Here is a 25,145-nt window from a genome sequence, read left to right as displayed (position 1 = left end):
AGGAGTCAGGAGAGAAATCTAAATGTACTTTGTTGAAAGGAAAAATTCCCTAACCATATTGTGTTAATTAGGACGTTTTCAATTCCTAAAAACTTAGGATAGCTATCCCCTGAAACTATCCGCCATTCTAGCAAGGGGTTATGTGGACAGAGGCAAAGAAGGCAGAGAATTATTAATTTTTGCCTTTTGATCGTTGATCTGCCGGGCCGTTTCCACAAATTGCGACACCCGGATCGGATCCACCGGTTCAGTAATTTTGCCATGACGCTTGAGGGAACTAGCCACGATCACCCCATCAGCAGCCGGCAGTAACCGCCCGATATTGTCCAAATCAGCCCCGCTGCCGATAAAAACCGGTGTTCCCTTGGCCGCCGCCACTGCCAGTTCCAAATCCTCAAAACTAGGGGGGCTACCGGTGGACCAACCGGAGAGGATCACCCCGTCTGCCAGTCCCCGTTCGATCGTATCTTGCACTGCCGTGGTCAGATTAGGGGTTCCCAAGGGGCGGGCGTGTTTAACCAAAACATCCGCTAAAATTTTGACCTCAGACCCCAATTCGCGCCGATAACGCAGGAGTTCGTGGGCCTGACCCTCAATAATGCCCTGATCGGTGGCCATAACCCCCGTTAGCACATTAACCCGAATAAATTGGGCATTGACACAGGTAGCGATCGCTAAGGCACTATGGGCATCATTGCGGAGAACATTAAGACCAATCGGTAGGACCACCAGATTTTTAATGCGATCAACAATTAAAGTCATGGCACTAACCACGGCGGGATCCACCTGTTGCTTAGTAAAGGGGGCATCAAAAAAATTCTCGATAATCAAACCATCAACACCACCGGCAGCCAAAGCCGTCGCCTCCTGTTCAGCCCGCTCGATCACCGTCTTGAGACTGCCACCCCAACGGGGGGAAGTGGGCAGGGGGGCGAGATGAACCACGCCAATAATCGGGTTTTTTGTCTTGAAAGTTGCAATTAAGTTCACAGCGTCTACTACTCTTAGCGTCCCCAACCATGCGCCGCTCACCCATTTTAACAGGGTGAAGGCCTACCCACGGTTCCACGGGGGGGAAATTATTTTAACTTAGTGCCAGCATTCGTCCCATCGCACTAAGCGCGATGGGACGGGGCTTTTCAAGGGGCGAAGTAATTCGCCCCACAGTTCCCCTCATCAATGCTGACTTTGTGTATAGACAATTCCAAAAAACTATGTTATCATAAACGGGTCTTGACCACTATTCCTTAAGCGATAACCGAGCTTCGGCGGGTCGTGTTGCAAGAAAAAGTGTGGGTCTTAGGAACTAGGACTGCTGCCTGTAGAGGGAAGGTAAGACTTGCTATCTTTTGAGGTAGAAAGCGCATCCCATTGAAGCAGGAAGCTCTCAAATCCGTTGAGAGTAGTTCACAATGTCTTAACATTAAAAGAGAAGTTTAAGATTTGGTTGATACTCGATCGCATGGGCAATAAGCCAACCATCGCTATCTCACACCTAGGCTGTGAGAAAAACCGGATCGACTCCGAGCATATGTTAGGACTGCTGGCCAAGGCCGGCTATCCCGTAGATAATGACGAGGAGTTGGCCGATTACGTTATCGTTAATACCTGTAGTTTCATTCAAGCAGCTAGAGAAGAATCCGTTCGCACCCTCGTGGAACTGGCGGAAGCTAATAAAAAAATTATTATCTCCGGCTGTATGGCCCAACATTTCCAAGATGAACTCCTGACGGAATTGCCGGAAGCCGTGGCCATTGTCGGCACAGGGGATTATCAGAAAATTGTCGAGATCGTCGAACGGGTAGAGACGGGAGAACGAGTCAAAGAAGTCAGCGCCGATCCCACTTTTATCGCCGATGAAAATCTGCCCCGTTATCGCACCACTACCGAAGGAGTCGCCTATCTGCGGGTGGCCGAAGGCTGCGATTATCGCTGTGCTTTCTGTATTATTCCCCACCTGCGCGGCGATCAAAGATCCCGTTCGATCGAGTCCATTGTGGCCGAAGCGCGACAATTGGCCAGCCAAGGGGTGCAAGAATTAATTCTCATTTCGCAAATAACAACCAATTATGGGTTAGACTTATATGGCGAACCCAAATTAGCGGAACTCTTGCGAGCGCTGGCAGAAGTCGATATACCTTGGATTCGCGTTCACTACGCTTACCCGACCGGGTTAACGCCAAAGGTTATCGAAGCGATCCGAGAGAGCCCGAATGTTTTACCCTATCTAGACTTGCCGCTACAACATTCCCATCCCGACATCCTGCGGGCGATGAACCGTCCCTGGCAAGGACGAGTCAACGATGGCATTATCGAGCGGATCAAGCAAGCTATCCCGAACGCGGTTTTACGAACGACTTTTATCGTCGGTTTCCCCGGAGAAACCGAGGAACATTTCAGCCATCTGCTGGAATTTGTCAAGCGTCATGAGTTCGATCACGTCGGGGTGTTTACCTTCTCCACCGAAGAAGGTACAGCCGCTTTTGGCCTGCCCAATCCAGTGCCACAGGCAATTATGGACGAACGCCGCGAAAGGTTGATGTTAACTCAGCAACCAATCTCGGATCGCAAAAATCAAGCTTATATCGGTCAAACTGTCGATGTTCTCATCGAACAGGAAAACCCAGAAACAGGCGAATTAATCGGGCGTTCCGCTCGTTTTTCCCCAGAAGTAGATGGCTTGGTTTATGTGACAGGGGAGGCGATTCTAGGTGCGATCGTACAGGTCCGAATCACTGCGGCCGATACCTACGATCTCTACGGCGAAATAGTCTAATTTTTCCATTTTTCTTATTTAATTCCCACAAAACAATCCCTATGACCACTGGTTTCAACAATTTAGGTTTATCCGATAGCCGTATTCAACACCTAGAAACGCTTGGATTCACCACCCCCACGGAAATTCAAACCAAAGCCATCCCTCTCCTTCTAGAAGGGCATGACATGGTAGGAATGTCACAAACGGGAACCGGCAAAACCGCCGCCTATTCCCTGCCTTTACTGGAACGCATGGACACCAAAAATCCTAACGTTCAAGCTTTAATCCTCACCCCCACCCGGGAATTAGCCCAACAGGTGGCCAGCGCCATCAAAGATTTCTCTGATGATCGTCGTCTCTTTATCCTGACAGTCTGTGGTGGTCAATCCATGGAACGTCAGATCCGCAGTCTGGAAAAAGGTGTCCAGATTGTGGTCGGGACTCCCGGCCGGGTAATCGATCTGCTCGATCGCAAAAAACTCCATCTCGAATCCTTAAACTGGGTAGTCCTCGATGAAGCGGACGAAATGCTCAGTATGGGTTTTATCGATGATGTTAAGAAAATTCTGCAAGCATCCCCCTCCACCCGTCAAACCGCCTGTTTCTCGGCAACTATGCCCCGGGAAATCCGCGATTTAATCGCTAATTTCTTGAAATCTCCCGTTTCTGTGACGGTTTCTCAACCCCAGGCCGCTCCTGCTAAGATTGAGCAGAAAATTTATCTGATCCCTCGCGGTTGGACGAAATTAAAAGTCCTGCAACCCCTGTTAGAGATCGAACCCCTAGAATCGGCGATTATTTTCGTCCGCACCAAGCAAACCGCGGCCGAATTAACCTGCAAACTGCAAGAAGCGGGGCAAACGGTGGATGAATACCACGGTAACTTAAGCCAAGTCCAACGGGAACGACTGGTGCAACGTTTCCGCGAGGGCAAAATTAAATTAGTGGTAGCCACAGATATCGCAGCCCGCGGTCTAGATGTGGAAAATCTCAGCCACGTTATTAACTATGATCTGCCGGATAATGCCGAAACCTATATTCACCGCATTGGCCGCACCGGCCGCGCTGGTAAAACAGGAACTGCTATATCCTTAGTAGAACCGATCGATCGGCGTTTGTTGCGTCAGATTGAACAGCGTCTGCGTCAACGTCTGGAATCTAGTCCCATTCCTAGTCGCACCGAAGTGGAAGCAAAACGCCTGGCCAAGCTGCAAAATCAGCTAAAAGAGGCTTTATCGGGGGAACGGATGGCTTCTTTCTTGCCTTTAGTGCGGGATTTAAGTGAAGAATACGATCCCCAAGCGATCGCGGCGGCTGCCCTGCAAATGATCTACGATCAAAATTGTCCCCAGTGGATGAAAACCGATTGGGAAGTTCCCGCAGCGACGAGCAGTAAACCGGTGATTAATAAAACTCCCCGCAGTGGTGGTAGTAAGTACCCCTCTAAGTCGAATAACCGTCCTTCCCTGGACAAAAAAATCGTCTTTCAAGAACGTTAATTTTTAGTTCTTGAATGGATAACTTTAAGAGTTGATAGACCGTTTTGGTTCTATCAACTTTTTTTTGTCAGGTAATTTCCCAGTACATCGTCGAAAGCATTCTACATAATTTTATAGCTAAACTTTTGATAATTGATTCTAATCAAGTATTTGGGCTTTGTTTGACATTTTTACTGATAATTACCATATAATTGTCTTAAATGAATAAATTTGAATATTTAATATGTCGAGTTCGTCAGAACCTTATCGTGGGAGGGTACAAGCTCAAGGAGACGATATCCAGCAAGAGGGTGGATACAGTTGTTCTTGGGCAAGAAAAAATCCTGTTACTGCTAAAGAAGGATTATCATTTCTTGCTAATATTAAAGGGCGATGCAATCAATTTCAACGAGAGGAACGGAAACAAGCGTTTAAAAAAGCTGAACGCTTTGTTACAAATGCTAGTGAGCAAGGTGGTGTCACTCCAGAGGCACAACCGCACTCATTTCAGGATTATAAACGTACAACTAAAAACGCCCGTGTAGATATTGAAATTCGCAGTGGTCTTACCTTTATCCCTTCGCCCAAACAGAATGACAACGATGCTTAGAAGAGTACAACAATTTTTAGACTCTGGCGATAGTGATAACGCTAGAGAAGAAATTGATAGAGCTTTCGGCAATCTGAGAAGGGTGGATAGTCATGTTAGAGAGTTTGCAGATCTGTTGGCACTGGGATCGATCAAAGCTTCAGAAATCGGCTTAGGGGTATTGGGACGTAAGCTTCTACAGAATGACAGCGAGATTAACAATGAGGTTGTTTGGTTATTTATTGCGTCAATTTTATCTCGCAATAGTATTCCCCCTGATAGTCCATCTAGAATCAGCCTACTTGTTCTTACCGCTTCTGTCAATAGTTGGGAATTACCAATTTTTGCGCTTCTTGCCCCTGCCCTCGACGCTTTTTTAAAAGTTAGTCTTGCGGACGGAACCCCTTTAATTGCCGAACAAACTTTTGATTTTTTGGCCACTTGGGGAAGAATTTATGCGAAAGCACCTCATATCAAAACGCAGCTTCAAGAACTTCAATCTCTTAGTAATAATCTATTAGAGCAAGTAGATGACTCAGAGTTAAAAGCTGAATGGTCAGAGGGAATTAATATATTTTTTGAAGAAGCCAGTACAGCCAAATATTCAGATAGTAATGTTTTTTCTGCTGGTGAAGAATTAATTAAAAAAATTTATAATACTCAAAGTTTACAGCGCAATACAGAAGATAAGAATTTGGCAGAGACAAAAGACAAGTTACTCCAATTAGTCACTTCGTCTCTTGCCACTATTGGAACAGTTCTTGATAGTGATGGATTGTCAGTTGCAGTTCGTATTGACAATGATTCTAAAGATAGAAAATCTTGGTCTGTAGTTGCTAGTGTAATTGATAAATTAGAGCGGTTATTTCAAGAAATTGCCGATCTGACTTTTGAGAGAATCAATAAACTTCCCGCTTTTACTCCAGCGCAGGCAATACCTGGTTCTTGGACAATTATACTTCATGTCAATCTCAGTCCTAATCACGCAAATTTACTGGCAAAAACTATCTCTGACCTTTCCTCAGGAAAAATTGATAATGAAAGTGAAAATGACTTAGAAGTTGTTAGTATTTGGCAAGATTGTGTCACAAAAATCAAAGAGGATGATTTGCGAGTAGATATGGCTGTCTCCATTAATTCTTCAGAATTTAATGTCATTAAAACAATTTCTACAGAACATGAATATATATCTAGTTTAACAGGGTTAAAATCACGATCTATCAGGGTTCTTTCTCATGATATTCCACAAGCTGATAGGTTAGAACGAGTTGTTGATTTATCTTCGCTGTTAATTCAATATCCTCATTCTTTGCCAACTGTTCGACAACAGTTTTTGGATAGAAATGATATTACAGAAAGGCAGTTTTCCTACTATAGAAGGGCTGCAGAAATTCTTAATCTGGCTGACGAACGAGTGCAGCCAACTACTGCTTGTTTCATGCTTGATCGTCTGTCAGAAAAATCAAAAAAAAGATTCTTGGCTCACCAATTTATTGCTTCAAAGGTGGGTTTGGCATGGTTTAAGTGGCAAAATGCTCATGATCTCTCCGAAATCAAACCAGAAAGAGCAAGAGAATTTTTACTAGAAGTGTGTCCGTCACTTTCAGAAAGTACTGTTGAAAGACGTGCTAAAACTTTACAATCTTGGTTAAGGTATTTCTTGGGTACCGAAAATGAATAAGCAAAAAATGCAAGCTTTCAGGCATAATCGGTGGAGTGTAGGAAACTCACCCCATCATCAGCCAATTGACTTTTTCAGCAAACCCTATATAATTTTGACTTTTTTATACTGTTCCGTCACGGTGGCATTTAATAGATCATCTTTAAAATTTCTGGTTCTTCCGAACTTACACTGTAGAAAATTCCCCAAGCTCCCTCTCTGTCCAGCAATGCTCTAAAGTTGATAAATATCAATCTAACAAAAACTCAAAGCCCTATTGTACAAGCTTTACAAGCATAAGTTGTTGATAGTTTTGCATGACAGGTTCGGTAGAGCCAAATTTCTGATTAATTCAATTACTAAATTATAAATACTGATGTATTCTTCATAATCGATAGCCCGCATGGGTTACGCTACCGCTAACCCATCCTACAAATAATTGTGCCTCCCTACTGAACTGCTATAATCTACTTATCAATAGTTAATAATTTCGATGAATCGATCGCAACTTATCCACAGGCAAAGCTGGTTAATTGAACATTTGCCGGGGTTAAGTGACCAAGATTGCCAAAAATTAAAGGATTGCGGTATCGACACCACCGCACAACTTCTGCAAAAAGTTCGTCCGCAATTGGGTAAGGAAAAATTAGCAGTAAGAATGCAAATTCAGGCTAAACATATTAATAAGTGGGTGGCAATGGCGGAATTAGCCTCGATTCCCGCCGTGGGTTGTCAATACTGCGGTTTGCTGGTTCATGCCGGTATTGCTTCCGTCCCGCAATTGGCACAGACATCAATTCAGCAATTGCATCGACAGATTCTCCGCTTTCAGGTGGCTAATCTGCAAAGACGCGATTTATGTCCCGATATTGCGGTGATGTTAGCTTGGATTGAACAGGCGCAAATCTTAACCAGAGAGTTAAAATAAGCCCTATTTACCAAAATTTTGGCATAAATTAACCAAAAGTAGTGCCATTCCATCCCCAAAGATCACCTTTCGCCTCGGCAAATTCTAGATAAATGCGATTTTTCGGTATTCCTAAATAAGCCTCAATTTCTTGACAAAAATCACTACTCATGCTTTTAGTTTGAGCGGCGGAAATAGAACCAACACTTTTAATCTCCACATAACACACTGGCTCAAAAGTGCCAGCAAAAGTCATTTTTATCCCCGATTCTAAAGCTGTCATCACATAGGATTCGGGTTTTCCCAGATGTTTAGCTAATTTAGCCGAAAGACTCTGCAAAAGTTGATTAACTGTCTCATCATCGAGGGAGGTGACAGAAGTTTGAATTTTAATTAGAGGCATAGGAAAAATCTCAGCAATATTTTTCTATAATATAGCGTTTCCTGTTCGCAAGAGGTACATTATCGATGTTAAAAAGCTTAATCAGCAAAGGTTTAAGTTTGCCAGACAGGTGTGAGAACCGCTATAAGTACCTTTTTTATCCAGAAAAGCGATCGATGATTGTTTTGATAATTTATCTCAATTAGATGACTGTGATCCCTTCTGTTTTTTAGAAAGGGTTGCCACTTCTGAGCAAGCTTTTCCACAAGCAGAACATATCAACGTTGGTGATGGTTGACGCTGGCTAAAACCGAGGAGAACAACCGATCACTATCTAGTCTCTAAAGACAGTTAAGGAGGTACAATTTGGATAGAATCTCAAGCAGGTGAAGGAGCAACTTTTTATTTTACTTGGCATAAAAATCCTCCTAGTTAAACCCCAACTAAGTTGAGAACCGTGGTTTTTCCTCCTCTGTTTTAAGATGAGTTTTGACCCATAAGCGCTCAGCCGAAACCAGATGAAAAGCACCAATTCAGACTTGAATTGGCGTGTTTTTAAGTCAGAACCAGCACAATTATCCGATAGATGTTTTAATTTCTTTCCAAGTAATTATCCGATCAGGATTTCTTTCGTGATCATCAACCTAAAAAGATTTAATCGTGTTTAAAGATTCGGTAACGTGAGCTTTAAAATCTAACATAGAATCAAAAATATGTCTGACGATTCCCTCTTTATCAATGATATAGGTAACTCGTCCGGGGAGGACAAATAAGGTAGAGGGAACACCGAATAATTTCCGCACTCGGTTATCGCTATCACTTAAAAGGGTGAAGGGAAGATTATATTTTTGGGCAAATTGTTGATGAGATTGGGGACTATCGGCACTAATACCAATAACTTCCGCACCTGCATCGGTAAACACTTCGTAACTATCGCGGAAAGCGCAGGATTCTGCGGTACAACCCGGGGTGTCATCTTTGGGATAGAAATAAATGACCAGGGATTTTTTACCGATTAAATCGCTGATATTAACCGTTGTCCCTGTTTGGGAGGGGAGAGAAAAATTAGGAACTCGATCGCCTACTTTTATAGCTGCCATAAGATTAATTAATTGATAGATAATCGTGGATAGGGTGATACTCTACATTCTAACCTTTTTTGGCCTTTTGTTTAGCGCGTTTAGCGGCAGCTTTGGCCGCTTTTTCGGCTTCAATGCGTTTTTGTTCGGCTTTTTGTTTTTCTTCGTCTAGTTTTTCTAGATAATAGTGATAATCTCCCGCATAGACAATTAATTCACCATCCCGAATCTCGACAATTTTGTTAGCTACCTGGGAGATAAAATAACGATCATGGGAAACAATTAAAACCGTGCCTTCATAAACTTTTAAAGCCGATTCTAACATTTCCTTCGCGGGAATATCGAGGTGATTGGTGGGTTCATCGAGAATTAATAAGTTAGCGGGAGCAAGTAACATTTTGGCTAAAGCAAGACGCGCTTTTTCGCCACCACTCAAAGATTCTACTTTTTTTAATACCGTTTCCCCACTAAATAAAAATCGCCCTAAAAGACTGCGAACTTCCACATCTTTCCAATCGGGAACTTCATCATGAATGGTATTTAAAACAGTTTTAGTTAAGTCTAAAGCTTCCGCTTGGTTCTGCTCAAAATAACTAGGAATAACGTTATGTTTACCGATTTCGATCGAGCCTTCTGTGGGAGCTTCTAAACCAACAATTAAGCGTAAAAGCGTCGATTTTCCCGCACCATTGGGTCCTAAAAACGCCACTCGATCGCCTCTTTCTATTTCCAGATTTGCTCCCAAAAAGAGAATTTTATCATCGTAAATGTGAACAAGATTTTTAATCGTTACCACTTCTCGACCACTACGAACTGCTGGAGGAAACTGGAATTTTAAGGTACGCACATCGGCGATTGGTGCTTCAATTTTTTCCACCTTTTCTAATTGTTTTTCCCGGCTTTTTGCTTGGGTGCTACGGGTGGCACTGGCCCGGAACCGATCGACGAAAACTTGCTGTTTTTCTAGTTCTTTTTGTTGACGTTCGTAGGCACTTAACTGAGCGGATTGTTGTTCATATTTTTGCTGTAGGTAGGCAGAATAATTACCTAGATAAGTGGTAGAAACCCCCCTTTCAGTTTCGACAATTTTGGTACAGAGACGATCGAGAAATTCCCGGTCGTGGGAAACTATGACCATGGGAGTGGTTAAATCCTTGAGGAATTTTTCTAACCATTCAATGGTTTCTAAGTCTAAATGGTTAGTTGGTTCATCGAGGAGTAAAATGTCGGGAGTTTGCAGGAGAATTTTGCCTAAACTCATCCGCATTTGCCAACCACCACTAAAGGAACTTACCAAGCGATCGCCGTCATCAATAGTAAAGCCCATTTCCGGTAAAATTTTCTCGATGCGTGCTTCTAATCCGTAACCATCTAATGCCTCAAATTGTCTTTGTAGGCGATCCAATTGATGAATTAAGCGATCTAATTCTTCAGGATCAGCTTTTTCCATCTGCTGGGGAATTTCTATTAGTTGATGGTGGACTTGATTCGCTTCTTTAAACACCGTCCAAAATTCCTCGCGTACCGTCCGACGGGGATCCACTTCAAATTCCTGGGTAAGATAGCCGATATGGAGACTGGTAGGACGGATGATCTCCCCGGCGGTGGGTTCCACTTCCCCCATAATAATCTTCAGTTGGGTGGATTTTCCGGCCCCATTGACTCCCACCAACCCGATGCGATCGCCAGTTTTTACTTCCCAAGTGACATCTTTTAACACTTCTCCCGTCGGGTAAATCTTACTAATTTTCTCTAGTCGTAGCATCGCTGATTTTTCTCCAGTCCTAGGCAGTTGAGGCAGTCCGTCTTTATTGTAACATTTAGTTAAGCTTTATCTAGTCTTGGTCAAGTTTTCTCGATTGAGCCACCTGACAGTATTTTTTATCTGAAAGAGATAATAATGTTTAATCCCTACCCCATAAAAAAAGAAACAGCTAGTTTCATCACCAAAGATGGAATTAGTTTAGCTGCCGATATTTATCGTCCCGATAGTAGGGAATCTTTTCCCATTTTACTAATGCGACAACCCTACGGAAAAGCGATCGCTTCCACGGTGGTTTATGCCCATCCTAGCTGGTATGCACGTCAGGGTTATATTGTAGTAATTCAGGATGTGCGGGGACGGGGAAACTCGACGGGAAATTTTAATTTATTTGCCCATGAAATTAGCGACGGATTAGAAACTATTGAATGGGTTTTAACTATTCCTAATAATACGGGTGTGGTGGGAATGTATGGTTTTTCCTATCAGGGAATGACCCAATTATATGCGGCTGCTAATGGTCACGGTTCTTTAAAAACTATTTGCCCAGCGATGATTGCTCACGATTTATATCGAGATTGGGGCTATGAAAATGAAGCATTTAATTTACAATATAATCTCGCTTGGGCAATACAATTAGCGGCGGAAACAGCTAGATTAAAAGGGGACGAAATAGCCTATCAAAAACTCTGGGTAGCTTCCCGAAATTTACCCCTTTTTGATCCTATTGCAGCCTCTCCCCAAATTCTACAAGATTTAGCCGCCGATTCCTTTTATCACGATTGGATTACTCGTTATCTTCCCGATGACTATTGGCAAAATTTATCACCGCAACAGCTTTTAAAAAATATCGATTTACCGATGTTACATATCGGAGGTTGGTTCGATCCTCATCTCCGGGGAACTTTGAGTTTATACCAAGAAATGCAAGCGCGTTCTATCTATCCCCAACGACTAATTATTGGTGCTTGGACTCATCTACCCTGGGGGAGAAAAGTAGGAGAGATAGATTATGGTCAAGAGGCAATTAGTCCTGTGGATAAAATGCAGCTGCAATGGTTTGATTATTTCTTAAAAGGTCAGGAAACGGAGTTATTTAAAAATCCTCCCCTGTATCTATTTCAAATGGGATCTAATCAATGGCGATATCTAGAGAAGTTTCCTGGAGAAAATCAGCAAATTTATTATCTTGCTAGTCAGGGTTTAGCCAATCTGCGCGAGGATGAGGGGAAATTAAGCGCGATTTTGTTAGAACCTGCGATCGAGGATACCATCGTTCACGATCCTTGGCGACCGGTCCCATCTTTAGGAGGTCATAGCGCCCTACCGGGGGGAATATTCGACCGCACCATGCTAGACTGTCGCAGTGATGTGATTACCTACACTTCTCCCCCCCTAGAGAAGGATTTAACGATTTTGGGTAGTCCCCGTCTGGATTGTTATTGTCAAGCAGACGCGGTTAGTTTCGATATCTGCGCGGTGGTTTCTCAAGTTACCCCCGATGGTCGAGTTTTTAATATCACTCAGGGTTATAAACGGGTAAATAATCCCGAATCATCCCTAAATATGGCCATGCAGGCTACTTTTATCACTATTCCTCAAGGTCATAGCTTGCGTTTGAGTCTCAGTGCCTCTTGCTTTCCTGCACATCCCGTCAATGCGGGAACCGGCAGCTATCCCCACCAGAGTCGAGCGATCGATTTTTCTACTATCACAATTAAGGTTTTTTGTCAAGGAAATTTTCCTGCAAAATTGCTATTACCTTTAGTCGGGGAAAGCTAAACCGCTGCGGGGATCACGAATGTATAAACCTAACACCAGCGAGGAGATAACCGTATCCCAGACGGGGGTGAATTTGTCCGCATCATCGACCCAATAATCCATAGTAATTAAACATTGAACCCCAGAACCAATACCCACAGCAATGCGCGAATAAGCTGGCCGATTTTCTTGGGGATCGATGAATTGAATTTCCACCCAAACAATGCGGACAGTTTGGCGTTTTTCTTGGATAACTTCGCCGATTTCGTGAGGATTGCGGCTATCTTCACGAGCTAACTTTTTGACCATTCCTTTCAGGGGCAATTCTTTCCAATCTCCGGGGGGAAGTAAATTATAGGAAACCTCTAAACGACAATCATCATTGGGGGGTTTTCTATCCAAAAAACGAAAGGAATTATCATCGGGTTCAAAATGCCAATCTTGAGGAACTTCAAAGCGCACTGCACCGCGACCAGCTACAAAAATACTGTTACCCGGACTAGATTTCCAGTTATGATCTGGATTTAAGTCGAGGGTTTCTTTAATCCATTGCAGATTGTGTTTTTTCGATTTAGCCATAGGGATAATCCTGCGGTAAGAATCGGACTATAGCCATCATTATACAGGCTTTTTCCTGAGAATTAACCAAAACTTCTATCCTCACCCTTAGGATAACTGCTGTATAACTTTTAGAAATTCCACAGCACGAGATTATCATCTAAGAAATCAGTTACCTGTTTACCAATATTATCAATTAATTTTAGGTCTTCTGGGGTTAAATTAATTGTCATTGCTTGAGCGTTATTAACTGCTTGAGCGGCATTTCTTACCCCAGCAATTGCATTAGTTTGAGGTTGCTTAATTAACCAAGCAAGAGATAATTGAGCTAGGGAACAATTATAGCGGTTAGCAATCGGTTCTAATTGAGTTAAAGCCGCTTGTACCCTCTGAAAGTTTTCGCCATGAAAGAGTTTATTTTTAATTCTATGATCCTCCGATGCTAACTGATAACCATTTCTAAATTTTCCTGTTAATAAACCTTGGGCAAGGGGAGAATAGGCCAGAATAGAAATATTATTTTCTATACAATAGGGCATAATTTCCTTTTCTACCGAGCGCCAAAAGAGAGAATAGGGAGGTTGAATACTCTCAATTCTGCCGTATTGACCAGCTTCTTCCAGTTGAGAGCGGGAGAAATTGGAAACCCCTATAGCGCGAATTTTTCCCTGTGCTTTCAGATAATTAAGAGCGGCCATAGTTTCAGAAATAGGCACTATTTCCGTGTTCCATGAGCCACTAGGCCAATGAATTTGGTAAAGATCGATATAATCAGTTTGGAGGTTTTTTAAAGAGCGATCGCAAGCTGCGATAACTTGCTCATATTTAAGGTGATTAGCAAAAACTTTGGTGGCATAAATTACCTGTTCTCGCACATCGGCCAAAGCTTGAGCGACAATCGATTCCGAGTGACCTTCCCCGTAGATTTCGGCTGTATCTATAGTGGTAATTCCTGCCTCAAAAGCGGCACGAATAGCCCTAATACTTTCCTCATCTTCAATACCTGCCCACATCTTTTTTCCTGCTTGCCAAGTACCCACGAGAAGGGGAGTAATTTCTATATTAGTCTGACCGAGATAGCGTTTTTGCATAACAGTTTTTTTGATGGGTTAAGTATGCTTAGGGTTTTAGTCGAGTTTAGGGTTTAAAATCTCAGCTAAAGAGGACTAAAGTGACAAGGATAAAAACCTTTACCAGTAGGGGTGTAAAGAACAAACTTAATAAGCCACAAAAAAGACCCAATAAGCAGGTACTGAGGCTAATTATTTCGCCGTGAACATTGTAGCTAATCGACAGGGAGATTAGGGCTAGAGTAAGGAGAAAAATCATAGTTTTCTTTCCTGAGTCTATTGAGCAGAAAAGCCGTGACCGCTCACGACTTTTCGCCGTTTCTATATCTATTATTAGCTCGATTACTTAGCTAATGACATCCGGGTAAAGTAAACTTTTTTAACGTAAAAGATTTAACAATCCGTTGAAGATACCGGTAACACCAGTAAAGGGACTTAAAACCGTACCTAGGGTATCGGTAGTGGCGGCCAGACCGCTACGATGAACCACCACCACATCATTATTGCGGAGAATCGGGTTAGTTTTCTCGTTGATACCCTGGGAAAAATCGATGTTAATTGAGGTTTTGGTGACGGTTCCGTTAGGATTGAGACGAATTAATTCCACTGTGGACTGATTAGCGCGACGCTTATCAAAGTCTCCTGCGGTTAAAATTGCCTGATTGAGAGGGGTATTGGGAGGAACTTCAATTGTTCCCGGTTTTTTCACCTCCCCGACCACTTTCACGTTAATGGTTTTAGGGGCAAAACTGGCCGATGCTAGGGTTTCTGATTCCTGGGCCGAGATTTCAGTAGCGGTAGGGATAATCACCGTATCTCCTTCTTGAAGAAAGATATCGCCGGTTATATCACCTTTTTCGAGCAAACTCCAGAGATCTACAGGAATTTTCTGCTGGGAACCGTCACGAGTATAACGCAGCACTTGCACCTGTCGGATATCGGCGAGGGGTTTGATGCCTCCCGCTTGTTGGATAGCTTGGGTTAGTCGGGCCGGTTGTCGTCGAATTCCGCGATTATTCTCTGTGGTGACGGTGTTAACTTGATTGGGGACAATACGATGGGAGCCAGGACGATAAACTTCTCCCACCACAGTAACATTAATTTCTCGATCGCTATCTAGTCCAAAATTGGCATCGGCTAATTGATTGACTTCCCCGACGCTAAGGGTCGTTTTAGTGGGAATCACGATGCTATCACCATCCCTGAGACTAATATCTTGGGTTGTATCGCCTTTTTGGATTAATTGCCAGAGATTGGCTTGAATTAGCTGTTCTTGTCCCTTGAGGTTGCGTCGGATTTGAACTTGACCAATATCGGCCACCGTAGTCACTCCCCCCGCTTGCCGGATTATTTCGGTCAATAGGGGCGTTTTTTGGCTTTGTTCGGGGTTAATTGTATAAGTACCCGGACGATTGACTTCCCCCGCGATGGCGATTTGCAGAGGCCGGGGGGTGAGAACGCTAACAGTAACCACGGGACGTTTGAGATAGGTGGTGTAACGTTTGGCCAGGGTTTGGCTGGCTTCGGTGACGGTCATTCCCTCCACTTTGACGCTACCAATCAGAGGTAAAGTTAGGGTTCCATCGGGTAAGACGAGGAAATCGCCGCTTAAATCCGCGACTTGGTAGATGGTGACGCGCACTTTATCCCCTTCTCCTAGGGTGTAATCTTTGCTTTCTGCGGGGATAGGGGCAATCGCTTCTTTAGGGGGTGCAGCACTACTAGGAGGAGTAGCTTGGACTGGGCGAGCCTCTAAGGAAGTTAGAGGGGCAATAGTGCCGATAATTAATAGATAACGCAGTGATTTGCTGATTAAATGCTGTAATTGGCTGCTATTTAACATGATCAATAGGATTAATTTTATTGCTAACATTGGCGATCAGTGTAGCACAAATAGTCGATCGCCTATGGAAACCCCCTGTAATATCGCATCTATCGAGAGTTACCGCTAACTGTAAGATGGTTTTAACGATTGCCTGTATGTAAAGGGGTATATTAATTTTATGACAGCTACTAGCACAATTCCCGATTTTTGTCAAGGGATAAAATATTTTGGGGGTTCCTTACCCGAATTTGATAAATATGCAGGAAAAGCCGCTATCGCTGAGGGAAAAACTGCTATTATTGCTCCTAATGACCCAAATGCTATCTATCAAACCCTCCTAGCCGCCGATGCTTTGCGTTACCTCACCCTACAAATCACCGCTACCAAAGAATCGGGACACCCCGGCGGTTTTGCCAGCGCTGCCGACGTAATTGCCTCTTTGATGATGTTAGGCCAGAAAAATATCTTCACCGAAGTGGGCCATCATGCCCCCGGTTTTTATAGTAACGTCTTTCTCGATCGCTCTCTCGAAGCCATGGGCATCAGCAACGTCACCGAATTGGGAGAACGTTTTCGGGAAAAACACGGACTTTTAGGGCATCTTTCTGGACAAATCCCCGGACTGCTCGGGCCGGCCGGTCCTTTGGGCCAAGGCCAACATTTCGCCATGGCGGCGGCCAAATTACACCCTAATACCCTTTTCCCTGTGACTATCGGGGATGGTGGTTTAGGAGAACCCTACATCATGAGTAGTTTTGGTCATTTTCACACTGCTTATCCCGAAATTACCAATTTTCTGCCGATTTTAGTCTGGAATGGCTATTCCCAAGAACACCATAGCATGGTGTCCCTGAAAACTAACGCCGAAATGGAAGCCTATTGGCGCGGTAATGGTTTCGAGGAAGTGATTTTAATTAATGCTAAAGACTTCGATGATGCTAATCAAAATGGGGAATATGTAGATAGCACCAAATTCTCTTTTAACCAGCGTCTGGAGTTCATGAAAGCGGTGTTAATAGCCACGGATAAAGCCGCCCAATTAGCCCTAGGTGGTAAACTAACGGTGATCATTATTAAACAACTGAAAGGGGCGGGAGTTCACAAACGGGGAGCGGCTTCCCATAATCTTTATCCGGGAGATTCTCTAGAAAAAGATTATATCGTTGCTGCCTTACAAGAACGCGCTTTACCCCCTGAAGCTTGGGCAATTGTTCGTACCAATTTCGAGCGCTCTGGAGGGGGTCCGGCAGCGGAAACAGTGGTAACGGAAAAAGTCTTCCCGCTGCCGGATTTAGGAACCTTACCGATGACGGAATATACTGTGGGTGGAGATAAAAAAGTGGCCACCACTGCTATGGGGGAATTAGTGGTAGCTGTGGGTAAAGCTGACCCCAATTTTGTTGTCACTAATGCTGATGGTAATGCCGCTTCGGGAATTAATAATATTAACGTCGGTTTAAAGATTATTCACCCCACCAGCGATGATACCTATTTCCAGAGTCCTAAAGGTCAAGTTTATGAGCCTTTAAGCGAGGATGCCTGTGCTGGTTTAGCCGTCGGTTTATCTCTCTTGGGAGCGCGGACTTTATGGTGTTCCTACGAGTCTTTTGCTATCAATGGTTTACCGATTTGGCAGACTGTAACCCAAGCGATGGCCGAGTTACGTCGTCCCACCCCTTCTACTATTACTTTATTCACCGCCGGAGCCTTGGAGCAAGGACGTAATGGTTGGACACACCAACGCCCAGAGATTGAAAATTATTTCGCTGCTATGATGCGAAATGGTAATATTTTCCCTCTCTTTCCCTGCGATGCTAACAGTATTCAAGTCTGCTATGAATGGGCGTTAGGAACTAGCAATAAAGGCATTACAGTCACCGCTAGTAAATCGCCTTTACCAGTGCGAACCAGCTTTGAGCAAACCCGTCAAGCTTTAGAAAAAGGCGGCGTAATTCTCCAGGAATCGGAAGGCAGTAAAAAAGTCGTTTTTGCCGTCATTGGTGATATGACTTTATTACCCGTCTTTGAGTCTGCACAACAGTTAGAAGCAGCAGGAATCGGGGTAAAAATCGTCTCGGTAATTAATCCCCGTCGTCTCTACCGTCCTAGCGATGTGATGAGTGAAACTAGCTCGGAAGCTGATAATAATTTCCTCGATGATGCTGGTTTTGACAGTCTCTTTGCTGGTGATGCTTTAATCGGAGTAACCGGTGGTACAAGCGCCATGTTAGAACCGATTATGTTACGCAGTAATGCGCGTCGGGATGTCTTCGCTTGGAAACGGGGAGAAACCACCGCCAGCGCCGGGGAAATTATGGCCTATAATGGTTTAACTGCCAATGCTTTAACTACCCGTGCTACCCAGTTATTAGGCTAAGTTCCCAGTCAGTTTTTTTGATTATTCCCTACTTTCTTTGATTGGAAAGTAGGGATTTTTTTCTGGTCACTTTTGCCAACGGGGTAAACTTTTAATAATTTTCCATAGGCGAGGATATTGGAGGGATAGATAGCGCTTAATATGGGATTTTAAACTAACTAAATCCTGAGATTCTTTCAGTTCTCTATCTTGATAAAAACGAATTAAATCATCCCGTCTTTTCAGTAAAATTTTAATTTGTTGGTAATCTTCCGAGCTTAAAACTTGATGGGGTTGAATATTTTCTGGCAGCGGGCGCGGGATGTAAAAAGTTGTATGAGATGGTGATAATTCCTCAGCTGGACGTTCTTTAGTATAGAGATAGATAGAAAGAGATTTACGCGATAAATGCCGTTGATTTTCTGGTAAATTAATCTGAGAAAATCCATGCCATGAATGTTCATTAGTTTCAAAAATAAGACAACGATTAAAGATAGGTACAAAAGATTTAATCTTATTTTCTTCTGGTTGACGAGGATTGGAATGTAACTCTAGATTTCCTCCCCAATCTGCTTGCCATTGGGGATTTAAATAGATTAATAAATTCAAGCGGCGATGATACCAGTGACGCTCATCGAGGTTAAAATCAATGTGAGGGTCTAATTCTTGACCGTGTAAATTTTCATGGGTTCCACCCCCATAAAAACTAGGGTCTGGAATTAAATTATCAATACCGGTTAATTGGGAAATTAACTCTAAAAACTCTTGAGCTTGAACGTAGCAGCCAAACTGTTGATAAACACCCTCCAAACCGATTAAATCCTCATTAACCGCCTTCCCGCCAACTTTTCCTAACTCACTAATGGCTTTTTGCGAATTAAAACTGGGAAAATTTTCTAGCAAAATTTGCGCTTGCTCCCTCACTAAAAAATTATCGATGACCAAATGCTTAAACGGTTGCGCTGTCTCAAAATCTTGACGATAGACAGGAGATTTCTCATAAACAAGGGGATTAATAAACATTAGACAGCTTTTTTGTTGGTATGATGAATTGTAGCAATCAAACTGGCAAAATAAAGATTAACTCTCCTATTGACCTCATCGCCTATGGACTGGTGGCACAAACTCAAAGATAATCCTCTCGCTCGTTGGGGAGCAGTTTTACTGTTAATCTTCTATTTAAGCGTAATGGCGGCGGATTTTGTCGCTCCCTACTCTCCCTACTCCTCCCAACCCGGTCAGTCTCTCCTACCCCCCACCCAAATCTTTTGGCGCTCGCAGTCGGGAAGTAACAAGGGTGAGTGGATTGGCCCCCACGTCTATCCCACTACTCAAAGTGCTATTAATATAGAAACTGGTGAGCGGAAGCTAATTAGAGATTTTAACAAACCCTTGCCGCTGCGTCTCTTGGTTCAGGGTGAAACCTATAATTTCGGTCAAATTCGCCTACCTTTGCCGCCAAAATGGAAGGAAGTAACTTTATTCCCCGGTATTCCTTTTGATATCCATCTGTTCGGGGTCATCGGCGATGGTAGAATCAATATATTGGGAACTGACGAATCGGGACGCGATAGTTTTAGTCGCCTGATTTTCGGAGGCAGAATTAGTTTATTTATCGGTTTGGTCGGGATTTTAATTTCTTTCCCTATTGGTTTATTTGTCGGTGGCATTTCTGGCTATTTTGGCGGTTGGTTAGATGCGATTTTAATGCGTTTTGTGGAAGTTTTAATGACTATCCCCGGCATATATTTACTCGTGGCCCTAGCAGCGGTTTTACCCGCAGGATTAACCAGCACCCAGCGCTTTTTATTAATCGTCCTGATTACTTCTTTTATCAGTTGGTCGGGATTAGCGCGGGTAATTCGCGGTCAAGTTTTATCCCTGAAAGAACAGGAATTTATTCAGGCTGCTAAAGCTATGGGAGCAAAACCTCTTTATATTATTCTGCGTCATGTGCTGCCCCAAACTGCTAGTTATATCATTATTTCCGCTACGTTAGCCGTGCCGGGATTTATCGTGGCCGAATCGGTTTTAAGTTTAATTGGTTTGGGAATTCAACAACCGGATCCTAGTTGGGGAAATATGCTTTCTTTGGCTACCAATGCCTCAATTATTGTTCTACAACCCTGGTTAATTTGGCCACCTGCTTTGTTAATTATTCTCACCGTTTTAGCTTTTAATTTACTCGGTGATGGTTTACGCGATTCTCTAGATCCTCGCAATTTAGAGAGATAATTTAGCCATTATCAGTTATCAGTTATCAGTGAACTGATAACTGATAAGTCTCCCCACTCCCCCACTTCCCATTATGAATAAAATCAGTAAAACCTTTAATAATTTCGCCGATGGTTTAGTGATTTATAGTCAAAGATACGGGAAAATAAGCTGGTTAATATTTTTAATTATCTTTGCTTGTATCATGACGATAACCTTTAATTTTCCCGCACAATCGACCAATCAAACCCAAGAAAAACCCGAAATTCGTGGAGTTTGGTTAACTAATATCGATAGTGAAGTATTATTTAAACCGGAAATCCTAAAAGATGCCCTTGATAGGTTGGCCGATTTAAACTTTAACACCATTTATCCCACGGTCTGGAATTGGGGTTATACACTCTATCCTTCTAGGGTAGCAGAAAAAGTTACAGGACGAGCGATCGATCCCCATGAATCTTTAAAAAATCGCGACTTTTTAAAGGAAATAATTAGCCAAGGTCATCGGAAAAAATTAAGAATTATTCCCTGGTTTGAATTTGGTTTTATGGCTCCTGCGGATTCAGAATTAGCCAAACAACATCCCGATTGGTTAACCCAAAGACAGGATAAAAGTGTGATTTGGTGGGAAGGAAAAGTGCATCAACGGGTGTGGTTAAATCCCTTACATCCGCAAGTACAAAATTTTATTACCGATTTAGTCAGCGAGATTATTACTAACTACGATATAGAAGGAATTCAGTTTGATGACCATTTTGGTTATCCCGCCGATTTTGGCTATGATGAAACCACAATTAAACTCTATCAAAGGGAACATTCGGGAGAATTACCACCGCAAGATTACCAAGATAAAGCATGGATTCAATGGCGGGCCGATAAAATTACTGACTACATGAATAGTTTAGCCCAGACGATTAAAAAGCACCAACCTAGAGCGATTATTTCCCTATCTCCTAATCCCTACACTTTCTCCCTAGAATTTTATCTTTTAGATTGGCAAAAATGGCAACAAAAAAACTTGATTGATGAATTAATAATACAAGTGTATCGAACTAATATGAACGCCTTTGACCTGGAATTATCCCAACCAGAATTACAACAAGCTAGAGAATCTATCCCCGTAGCTATTGGGATTTTATCTGGTTTAAAAGGTCGTCCGATTCCGATGGTTAATATTACTCAACAAGTGGAAAAATCGAGACAAAAAAATTTTGGTGTTTCTTTCTTTTTCTACGAAACTTTATGGAATATCAGCAATGAATCTCCTTCCTATCGACGCAGGATTTTTCGGGAAATACTCCAGTCTGCTAATCCTAGCTAAAATGGCTGACTTTAAGCGAAATTATCGCCCTAACCTGGCTATAGTTTCTTAAGTTTATCTTTAAATTAAGAAAAAGCAGCAGGGAGAAACTAAAATCGCTAGAATGAAAAAAGACTCTCCCTTATCACTTTATCCATGCTGATCAGACATAACCGAAGCTCGATCGCTAAACCTATTTTACTGTTTCTCGGCTGCCTTGTGATCGGGGAGTTGGGGATATTAGTTTTAGCCAATAGCCTCTGGTTTACCGAGATGGGTTATTTAAACACTTTCCTGAAACAATTGTCTTGGCAACTAGGATTAGGTTGGGGAAGTGCGATTCTTTCTCTACTCTTTATTTTTACTAATTTACGTTTAGCCCAGCGTTTTCGTTGGCAAAAACCCAAAGAAGATAGTTATCCTCCCAGTCCTCAATCTCCCAGTATTAATTTACTCAGTCTTTTGATTATCGCAACGGGAATTGGAGCTTGGATTGGGTCAATGTTATTGTATTACAGTAAACTAGCCCTCAGTCTCTGGACACCAGATTTTAATCTCCCTAACCTTAGTTCTTCCCTAAGTTCTCCTCTGCAAATAGTTTGGATTAGGCAAGTATTAACCGATATTTCCAGTAATCTTTGGCAAGGGGTAATTATTGCTATTTTAGTCTTGGGATTATTAATCAAAACCGAGTATTTTTTGAGAATAATATCTATAGTATTTACTGTAATGCTATCTTTTATTATTGCTGGGCAGTGGGCGAATTTTTTAAAATATTTTTATGGTGTTCCTTTCAATATTAACGATCCTCAATACGGGAATGATTTAGGTTTTTATATCTTTCAATTACCCCTGTGGCAGTTACTAGAATTATGGCTCGGTGGTGTGGGAATATATACTCTTTTTGCTGTTATTTTAACCTATCTTTTTTCGGGTAATAGTCTTTCTCTGGGAACATTTCCGGGGTTTTCCCGTCCGCAACTGCGTCATTTATACGCCCTGTGGAGTGGGTTAATGGGGCTGCTAGTATTACACCATATTATTCAGCGTTACCTGCTACTTTATTCTCCGGAAGGGGTAGTTTATGGTGCGGGTTATATCGATGTTCATGTTGGTCAATTTATTGAAATTATTCTGGGAATTATTGCAGGAATAACCTCTATATGGTTAGGAGAAAAAGCATTATTTGCTAAAATAAACCGTCGCAAATTATACAAAACTGCCAAGAAAAAGTTGGTATTTTCCCCCTACTTAGTTCCTGTATTTCTCTATTTAATTGTTTGGATAAGTGGCACAATTATCAGTGGACTATTGCAAAGGACTGTCGTACAACCGAATGAGTTGGTGAGAGAAAGACCCTATATTGAAAGAAGTATTCAATCCACAAGAGCGGCTTTTTACTTAGATAGAATTGATGCCCAAGTTTTCGATCCACAGGCCGAATTAAATGCCGAAGTTTTAGAGAGAAACCATCTAACTATCGATAATATTCGTCTTTGGGACACCAAACCACTGCTAGAAACTAACCGACAATTACAGCAAATTCGATTATATTATAAATTCCCCGATGCTGATATTGATCGCTATCAAGTGCGAGTAGGATCGCATCAAAACATCGAGGAACGTCCAATATCCGAAAAACAACAGACCATTATTGCCGCTAGAGAATTAGATTATAGTGCGGTTCCCACTTCTGCTAATACTTGGGTGAATAAACATCTCGTTTATACCCACGGTTATGGGTTCACTCTTTCCCCGGTTAATTTAGTCGCTGCCGGGGGTTTACCCTACTATTTTGTCAAAGATATCGGCACAAATAAAGACGAAGGGGCCCTACAAACCTCTAGCGAATTAATTGATTATAGTATTCCCATTGGTAAACCCCGCATTTACTACGGGGAATTAACTAATAATTATGTGATGACTCCCACCACCGCAGAAGAATTGGATTTTCCTAGCGGGGATGGAAATGTCTATAATACCTACGATGGAAAGGGAGGAATCTTAGTGGGGAAGGGGTGGAGACGTTGGCTATTTGCCCTTTATCTGCGGGATTGGCAAATGTTATTTAGCCAAGATTTTACTCCCGAAACTCGCTTATTAATGCGTCGTGATATCCAAAATCGCGTGCAAACTATCGCACCTTTTTTAAATTATGATCGCAACCCCTATTTAGTAGCGGCAGATGTGGGCGATAGTAGTAGTAAATTACATTGGATTATTGATGCTTATACTATCAGCGATCGCTATCCCTATTCTGACCCAGGGAAAGATAAATTTAACTATATTCGCAATTCGGTGAAAGTGGTAGTGGATGCCTATCATGGAACGGTGAATTTCTATGTTGCCGATGAAAATGATCCAATTATTCAGACGTGGAGTAAAATCTTTCCTCATCTCTTTAAATCTTTAGCAGAAATGCCGAAAACTCTCCGCAGTCATATCCGTTATCCTGAAGATTTATTTAGTACCCAAGCGGAAAGATTATTAACCTATCACATGACCGATCCACAGGTATTTTATAATCGGGAGGATCAATGGGAAATTCCCCTAGAAATTTACGGCACGGAACCCCAGGCTGTATCACCCTATTATTTAATCATGAAACTGCCCGATTCCGACAAAGAAGAATTTATTCTCCTCCATCCTTATACTCCCTCTAGTCGGCAAAATTTAATCGCTTGGTTAGCAGCTCGTTCAGATGATAGAGAGTATGGTAAGTTATTACTCTATCAATTTCCTAAACAAAGGTTAGTGTACGGGCCGAATCAAATTGAGGCTTTAATTAACCAAGATCCAGATATTTCTCAACAGATTTCCCTTTGGAATCGGGACGGTTCTAAAGTTTTGCAGGGACACCTATTAATTATTCCCATTGAACAATCGCTGCTTTATGTAGAACCTTTGTATCTAGTGGCAGACCAAAATAGTGTCCCGACAATCGCTAGAGTAACAGTTGCTTATCAAAATAAAATTGTCATGGAACCAACCTTGAAGGAAGCTTTAGAAAAGCTATTCTCAGGCCATCAGAGTTAAATTGCCGCTAATTTGGTCACAAATTAGCAAGAAAGCTGAAATATCCCCGAATTTGCCCAGAAAATTGCCTGCTCTGGTTAATCAGCCAATTTTAAAATCCAGTATCATCAAAGGATTGAGTTATTCTTTTAATTGGAAAAGTGGGCAATTAATTCTGTGCGAGATGAATTAATTATTAAAGGGGTAAACTCCTCCACTGGTAATAATAAAATGCGATCGATGATCAGGGACAAATCTGGGTCTAAATTACCAAAACGAGCTTTCAATAAATTTTCTATCACCAGACGTTCTCCCTGTTGAAGACCCTGTTGAAGACCCTGTTGAAGACCCTGTTGAAGACCCTGTTGAAGACCCTGTTGAAGACCCTGTTGAAGACCCTGTTGAAGACCCTGTTGAAGACCCTGTTGAAG

Annotated in this window: 18 protein-coding genes and 1 pseudogene; 10 read left to right on the top strand and 9 right to left on the bottom strand. The window is 42.5% G+C overall.

Going from position 1 to position 25,145, the window contains the following annotated elements; genetic code table 11:
* Positions 1–138: 138 nt before the first annotated feature.
* Entirely contained in the window at positions 139–990 is an 852-nt protein-coding gene (gene btpA, locus EWV60_RS12370) for a photosystem I biogenesis protein BtpA (RefSeq protein ID WP_002776905.1), read from the bottom strand.
* 472 nt (positions 991–1,462) lie between these two features.
* Between btpA and rimO the strand changes: the two genes are divergently transcribed.
* The 5 genes from rimO to EWV60_RS12345 all read left to right on the top strand — a co-directional run bounded on the left by rimO (position 1,463) and on the right by EWV60_RS12345 (position 7,413).
* A complete protein-coding gene (gene rimO / locus EWV60_RS12365) occupies positions 1,463–2,776 on the top strand; it encodes a 30S ribosomal protein S12 methylthiotransferase RimO (RefSeq protein ID WP_287232553.1) in 1,314 nt (437 codons plus the stop codon).
* Positions 2,777–2,817: 41 nt separating this feature from the next.
* Entirely contained in the window at positions 2,818–4,257 is a 1,440-nt protein-coding gene (locus tag EWV60_RS12360) for a DEAD/DEAH box helicase (RefSeq protein WP_287232543.1), read from the top strand.
* A gap of 223 nt (positions 4,258–4,480) precedes the next feature.
* On the top strand, positions 4,481–4,846 hold the full coding sequence (locus tag EWV60_RS12355) for a hypothetical protein (protein WP_287232542.1): 366 nt from the start codon (positions 4,481–4,483) through the stop codon (positions 4,844–4,846).
* Positions 4,830–6,506, top strand: coding sequence for a DUF7226 domain-containing protein (locus EWV60_RS12350; RefSeq protein ID WP_287232541.1), 1,677 nt, complete (start codon positions 4,830–4,832; stop codon positions 6,504–6,506). Before EWV60_RS12355 ends, EWV60_RS12350 begins: the two co-directional genes overlap by 17 nt.
* Before the next feature lie 472 nt (positions 6,507–6,978).
* Positions 6,979–7,413, top strand: coding sequence for a DUF4332 domain-containing protein (locus EWV60_RS12345; RefSeq protein WP_287232539.1), 435 nt, complete (start codon positions 6,979–6,981; stop codon positions 7,411–7,413).
* A gap of 28 nt (positions 7,414–7,441) precedes the next feature.
* On the opposite strand, the gene EWV60_RS12340 is transcribed toward EWV60_RS12345, so the two are convergent.
* The 3 genes from EWV60_RS12340 to EWV60_RS12330 form a co-directional block, all read right to left on the bottom strand.
* Entirely contained in the window at positions 7,442–7,795 is a 354-nt protein-coding gene (locus EWV60_RS12340; protein WP_002734736.1) for a phenylpyruvate tautomerase MIF-related protein, read from the bottom strand.
* Between the two features lie 623 nt (positions 7,796–8,418).
* Positions 8,419–8,874 (bottom strand): peroxiredoxin, encoded by a 456-nt coding sequence (locus EWV60_RS12335; RefSeq protein WP_287232537.1) that lies wholly within the window; start codon positions 8,872–8,874, stop codon positions 8,419–8,421.
* Positions 8,875–8,923: 49 nt separating this feature from the next.
* Positions 8,924–10,618: an ABC-F family ATP-binding cassette domain-containing protein gene (locus EWV60_RS12330; protein WP_002776897.1), complete on the bottom strand. Its 1,695-nt coding sequence runs from the start codon at positions 10,616–10,618 to the stop codon at positions 8,924–8,926.
* A gap of 135 nt (positions 10,619–10,753) precedes the next feature.
* On the opposite strand from EWV60_RS12330, the gene EWV60_RS12325 reads away from it, so the two are divergent.
* Positions 10,754–12,397 carry a CocE/NonD family hydrolase gene (locus EWV60_RS12325; RefSeq protein ID WP_287232535.1) on the top strand — a complete coding sequence of 548 codons (1,644 nt, stop codon included), beginning with the start codon at positions 10,754–10,756 and terminating at the stop codon, positions 12,395–12,397.
* On the opposite strand, the gene EWV60_RS12320 is transcribed toward EWV60_RS12325, so the two are convergent.
* From EWV60_RS12320 to EWV60_RS12310, 3 genes are all read right to left on the bottom strand, one after another.
* A complete protein-coding gene (locus tag EWV60_RS12320; RefSeq protein ID WP_002732967.1) occupies positions 12,380–12,955 on the bottom strand; it encodes an Alr1449 family protein in 576 nt (191 codons plus the stop codon). The two genes, EWV60_RS12325 and EWV60_RS12320, sit on opposite strands and share 18 nt — an antisense overlap.
* A 110-nt stretch (positions 12,956–13,065) precedes the next feature.
* The gene (locus tag EWV60_RS12315) at positions 13,066–14,025 is read right to left on the bottom strand and encodes an aldo/keto reductase (RefSeq protein ID WP_193976963.1); all 960 of its coding nucleotides are present in this window, start codon (positions 14,023–14,025) and stop codon (positions 13,066–13,068) included.
* A 358-nt stretch (positions 14,026–14,383) separates the two neighbouring features.
* Positions 14,384–15,877 carry a polysaccharide biosynthesis/export family protein gene (locus tag EWV60_RS12310; protein WP_193976962.1) on the bottom strand — a complete coding sequence of 498 codons (1,494 nt, stop codon included), beginning with the start codon at positions 15,875–15,877 and terminating at the stop codon, positions 14,384–14,386.
* 130 nt (positions 15,878–16,007) lie between these two features.
* Between EWV60_RS12310 and EWV60_RS12305 the strand changes: the two genes are divergently transcribed.
* On the top strand, positions 16,008–18,206 hold the full coding sequence (locus tag EWV60_RS12305) for a phosphoketolase family protein (protein ID WP_287232531.1): 2,199 nt from the start codon (positions 16,008–16,010) through the stop codon (positions 18,204–18,206).
* 66 nt (positions 18,207–18,272) lie between these two features.
* On the opposite strand, the gene EWV60_RS12300 is transcribed toward EWV60_RS12305, so the two are convergent.
* Complete coding sequence (locus tag EWV60_RS12300; protein ID WP_287232529.1) at positions 18,273–19,208, bottom strand: 2OG-Fe(II) oxygenase; 936 nt, start codon at positions 19,206–19,208, stop codon at positions 18,273–18,275.
* 84 nt (positions 19,209–19,292) lie between these two features.
* Here EWV60_RS12300 and EWV60_RS12295 point away from each other — a divergent pair, with 84 nt between their 5' ends.
* The 3 genes from EWV60_RS12295 to EWV60_RS12285 all read left to right on the top strand — a co-directional run bounded on the left by EWV60_RS12295 (position 19,293) and on the right by EWV60_RS12285 (position 24,735).
* The gene (locus EWV60_RS12295; protein WP_287232527.1) at positions 19,293–20,420 is read left to right on the top strand and encodes an ABC transporter permease; all 1,128 of its coding nucleotides are present in this window, start codon (positions 19,293–19,295) and stop codon (positions 20,418–20,420) included.
* A 73-nt stretch (positions 20,421–20,493) separates the two neighbouring features.
* Entirely contained in the window at positions 20,494–21,720 is a 1,227-nt protein-coding gene (locus EWV60_RS12290; protein ID WP_287232525.1) for a glycoside hydrolase family 10-like protein, read from the top strand.
* A gap of 135 nt (positions 21,721–21,855) precedes the next feature.
* Positions 21,856–24,735 carry a UPF0182 family protein gene (locus EWV60_RS12285; RefSeq protein ID WP_287232524.1) on the top strand — a complete coding sequence of 960 codons (2,880 nt, stop codon included), beginning with the start codon at positions 21,856–21,858 and terminating at the stop codon, positions 24,733–24,735.
* Positions 24,736–24,863: 128 nt separating this feature from the next.
* Here EWV60_RS12285 and EWV60_RS12280 read toward each other — a convergent pair.
* Positions 24,864–25,145 (bottom strand): annotated as a pseudogene (locus tag EWV60_RS12280) (flagellar assembly protein H); the annotation flags it as partial.

This window comes from Microcystis sp. Msp_OC_L_20101000_S702, from assembly GCF_007095705.1.
GTDB classification, from domain to species: Bacteria; Cyanobacteriota; Cyanobacteriia; order Cyanobacteriales; family Microcystaceae; genus Microcystis; species Microcystis ichthyoblabe_A.
The sequence above is the reverse complement of the archived record's forward strand: the minus strand, read 5'-3'. Positions and strand labels throughout refer to the sequence as shown.

What these genes read in the sequence shown, in the direction of transcription:
- EWV60_RS12350 (WP_287232541.1), top strand. Translation starts at nt 4,830, where the DNA reads ATGACAACGATGCTTAGAAGAGTACAACAATTTTTAGACTCTGGCGAT.
- EWV60_RS12335 (WP_287232537.1), bottom strand. Translation starts at nt 8,874, where the DNA reads ATGGCAGCTATAAAAGTAGGCGATCGAGTTCCTAATTTTTCTCTCCCC.
- EWV60_RS12295 (WP_287232527.1), top strand. Translation starts at nt 19,293, where the DNA reads ATGGACTGGTGGCACAAACTCAAAGATAATCCTCTCGCTCGTTGGGGA.
- EWV60_RS12310 (WP_193976962.1), bottom strand. Translation starts at nt 15,877, where the DNA reads ATGTTAGCAATAAAATTAATCCTATTGATCATGTTAAATAGCAGCCAA.
- EWV60_RS12300 (WP_287232529.1), bottom strand. Translation starts at nt 19,208, where the DNA reads ATGTTTATTAATCCCCTTGTTTATGAGAAATCTCCTGTCTATCGTCAA.
- EWV60_RS12355 (WP_287232542.1), top strand. Translation starts at nt 4,481, where the DNA reads ATGTCGAGTTCGTCAGAACCTTATCGTGGGAGGGTACAAGCTCAAGGA.
- EWV60_RS12290 (WP_287232525.1), top strand. Translation starts at nt 20,494, where the DNA reads ATGAATAAAATCAGTAAAACCTTTAATAATTTCGCCGATGGTTTAGTG.
- EWV60_RS12315 (WP_193976963.1), bottom strand. Translation starts at nt 14,025, where the DNA reads ATGCAAAAACGCTATCTCGGTCAGACTAATATAGAAATTACTCCCCTT.
- EWV60_RS12360 (WP_287232543.1), top strand. Translation starts at nt 2,818, where the DNA reads ATGACCACTGGTTTCAACAATTTAGGTTTATCCGATAGCCGTATTCAA.
- EWV60_RS12325 (WP_287232535.1), top strand. Translation starts at nt 10,754, where the DNA reads ATGTTTAATCCCTACCCCATAAAAAAAGAAACAGCTAGTTTCATCACC.
- EWV60_RS12305 (WP_287232531.1), top strand. Translation starts at nt 16,008, where the DNA reads ATGACAGCTACTAGCACAATTCCCGATTTTTGTCAAGGGATAAAATAT.
- EWV60_RS12285 (WP_287232524.1), top strand. Translation starts at nt 21,856, where the DNA reads ATGCTGATCAGACATAACCGAAGCTCGATCGCTAAACCTATTTTACTG.
- EWV60_RS12330 (WP_002776897.1), bottom strand. Translation starts at nt 10,618, where the DNA reads ATGCTACGACTAGAGAAAATTAGTAAGATTTACCCGACGGGAGAAGTG.
- EWV60_RS12340 (WP_002734736.1), bottom strand. Translation starts at nt 7,795, where the DNA reads ATGCCTCTAATTAAAATTCAAACTTCTGTCACCTCCCTCGATGATGAG.
- EWV60_RS12345 (WP_287232539.1), top strand. Translation starts at nt 6,979, where the DNA reads ATGAATCGATCGCAACTTATCCACAGGCAAAGCTGGTTAATTGAACAT.
- rimO (WP_287232553.1), top strand. Translation starts at nt 1,463, where the DNA reads ATGGGCAATAAGCCAACCATCGCTATCTCACACCTAGGCTGTGAGAAA.
- EWV60_RS12320 (WP_002732967.1), bottom strand. Translation starts at nt 12,955, where the DNA reads ATGGCTAAATCGAAAAAACACAATCTGCAATGGATTAAAGAAACCCTC.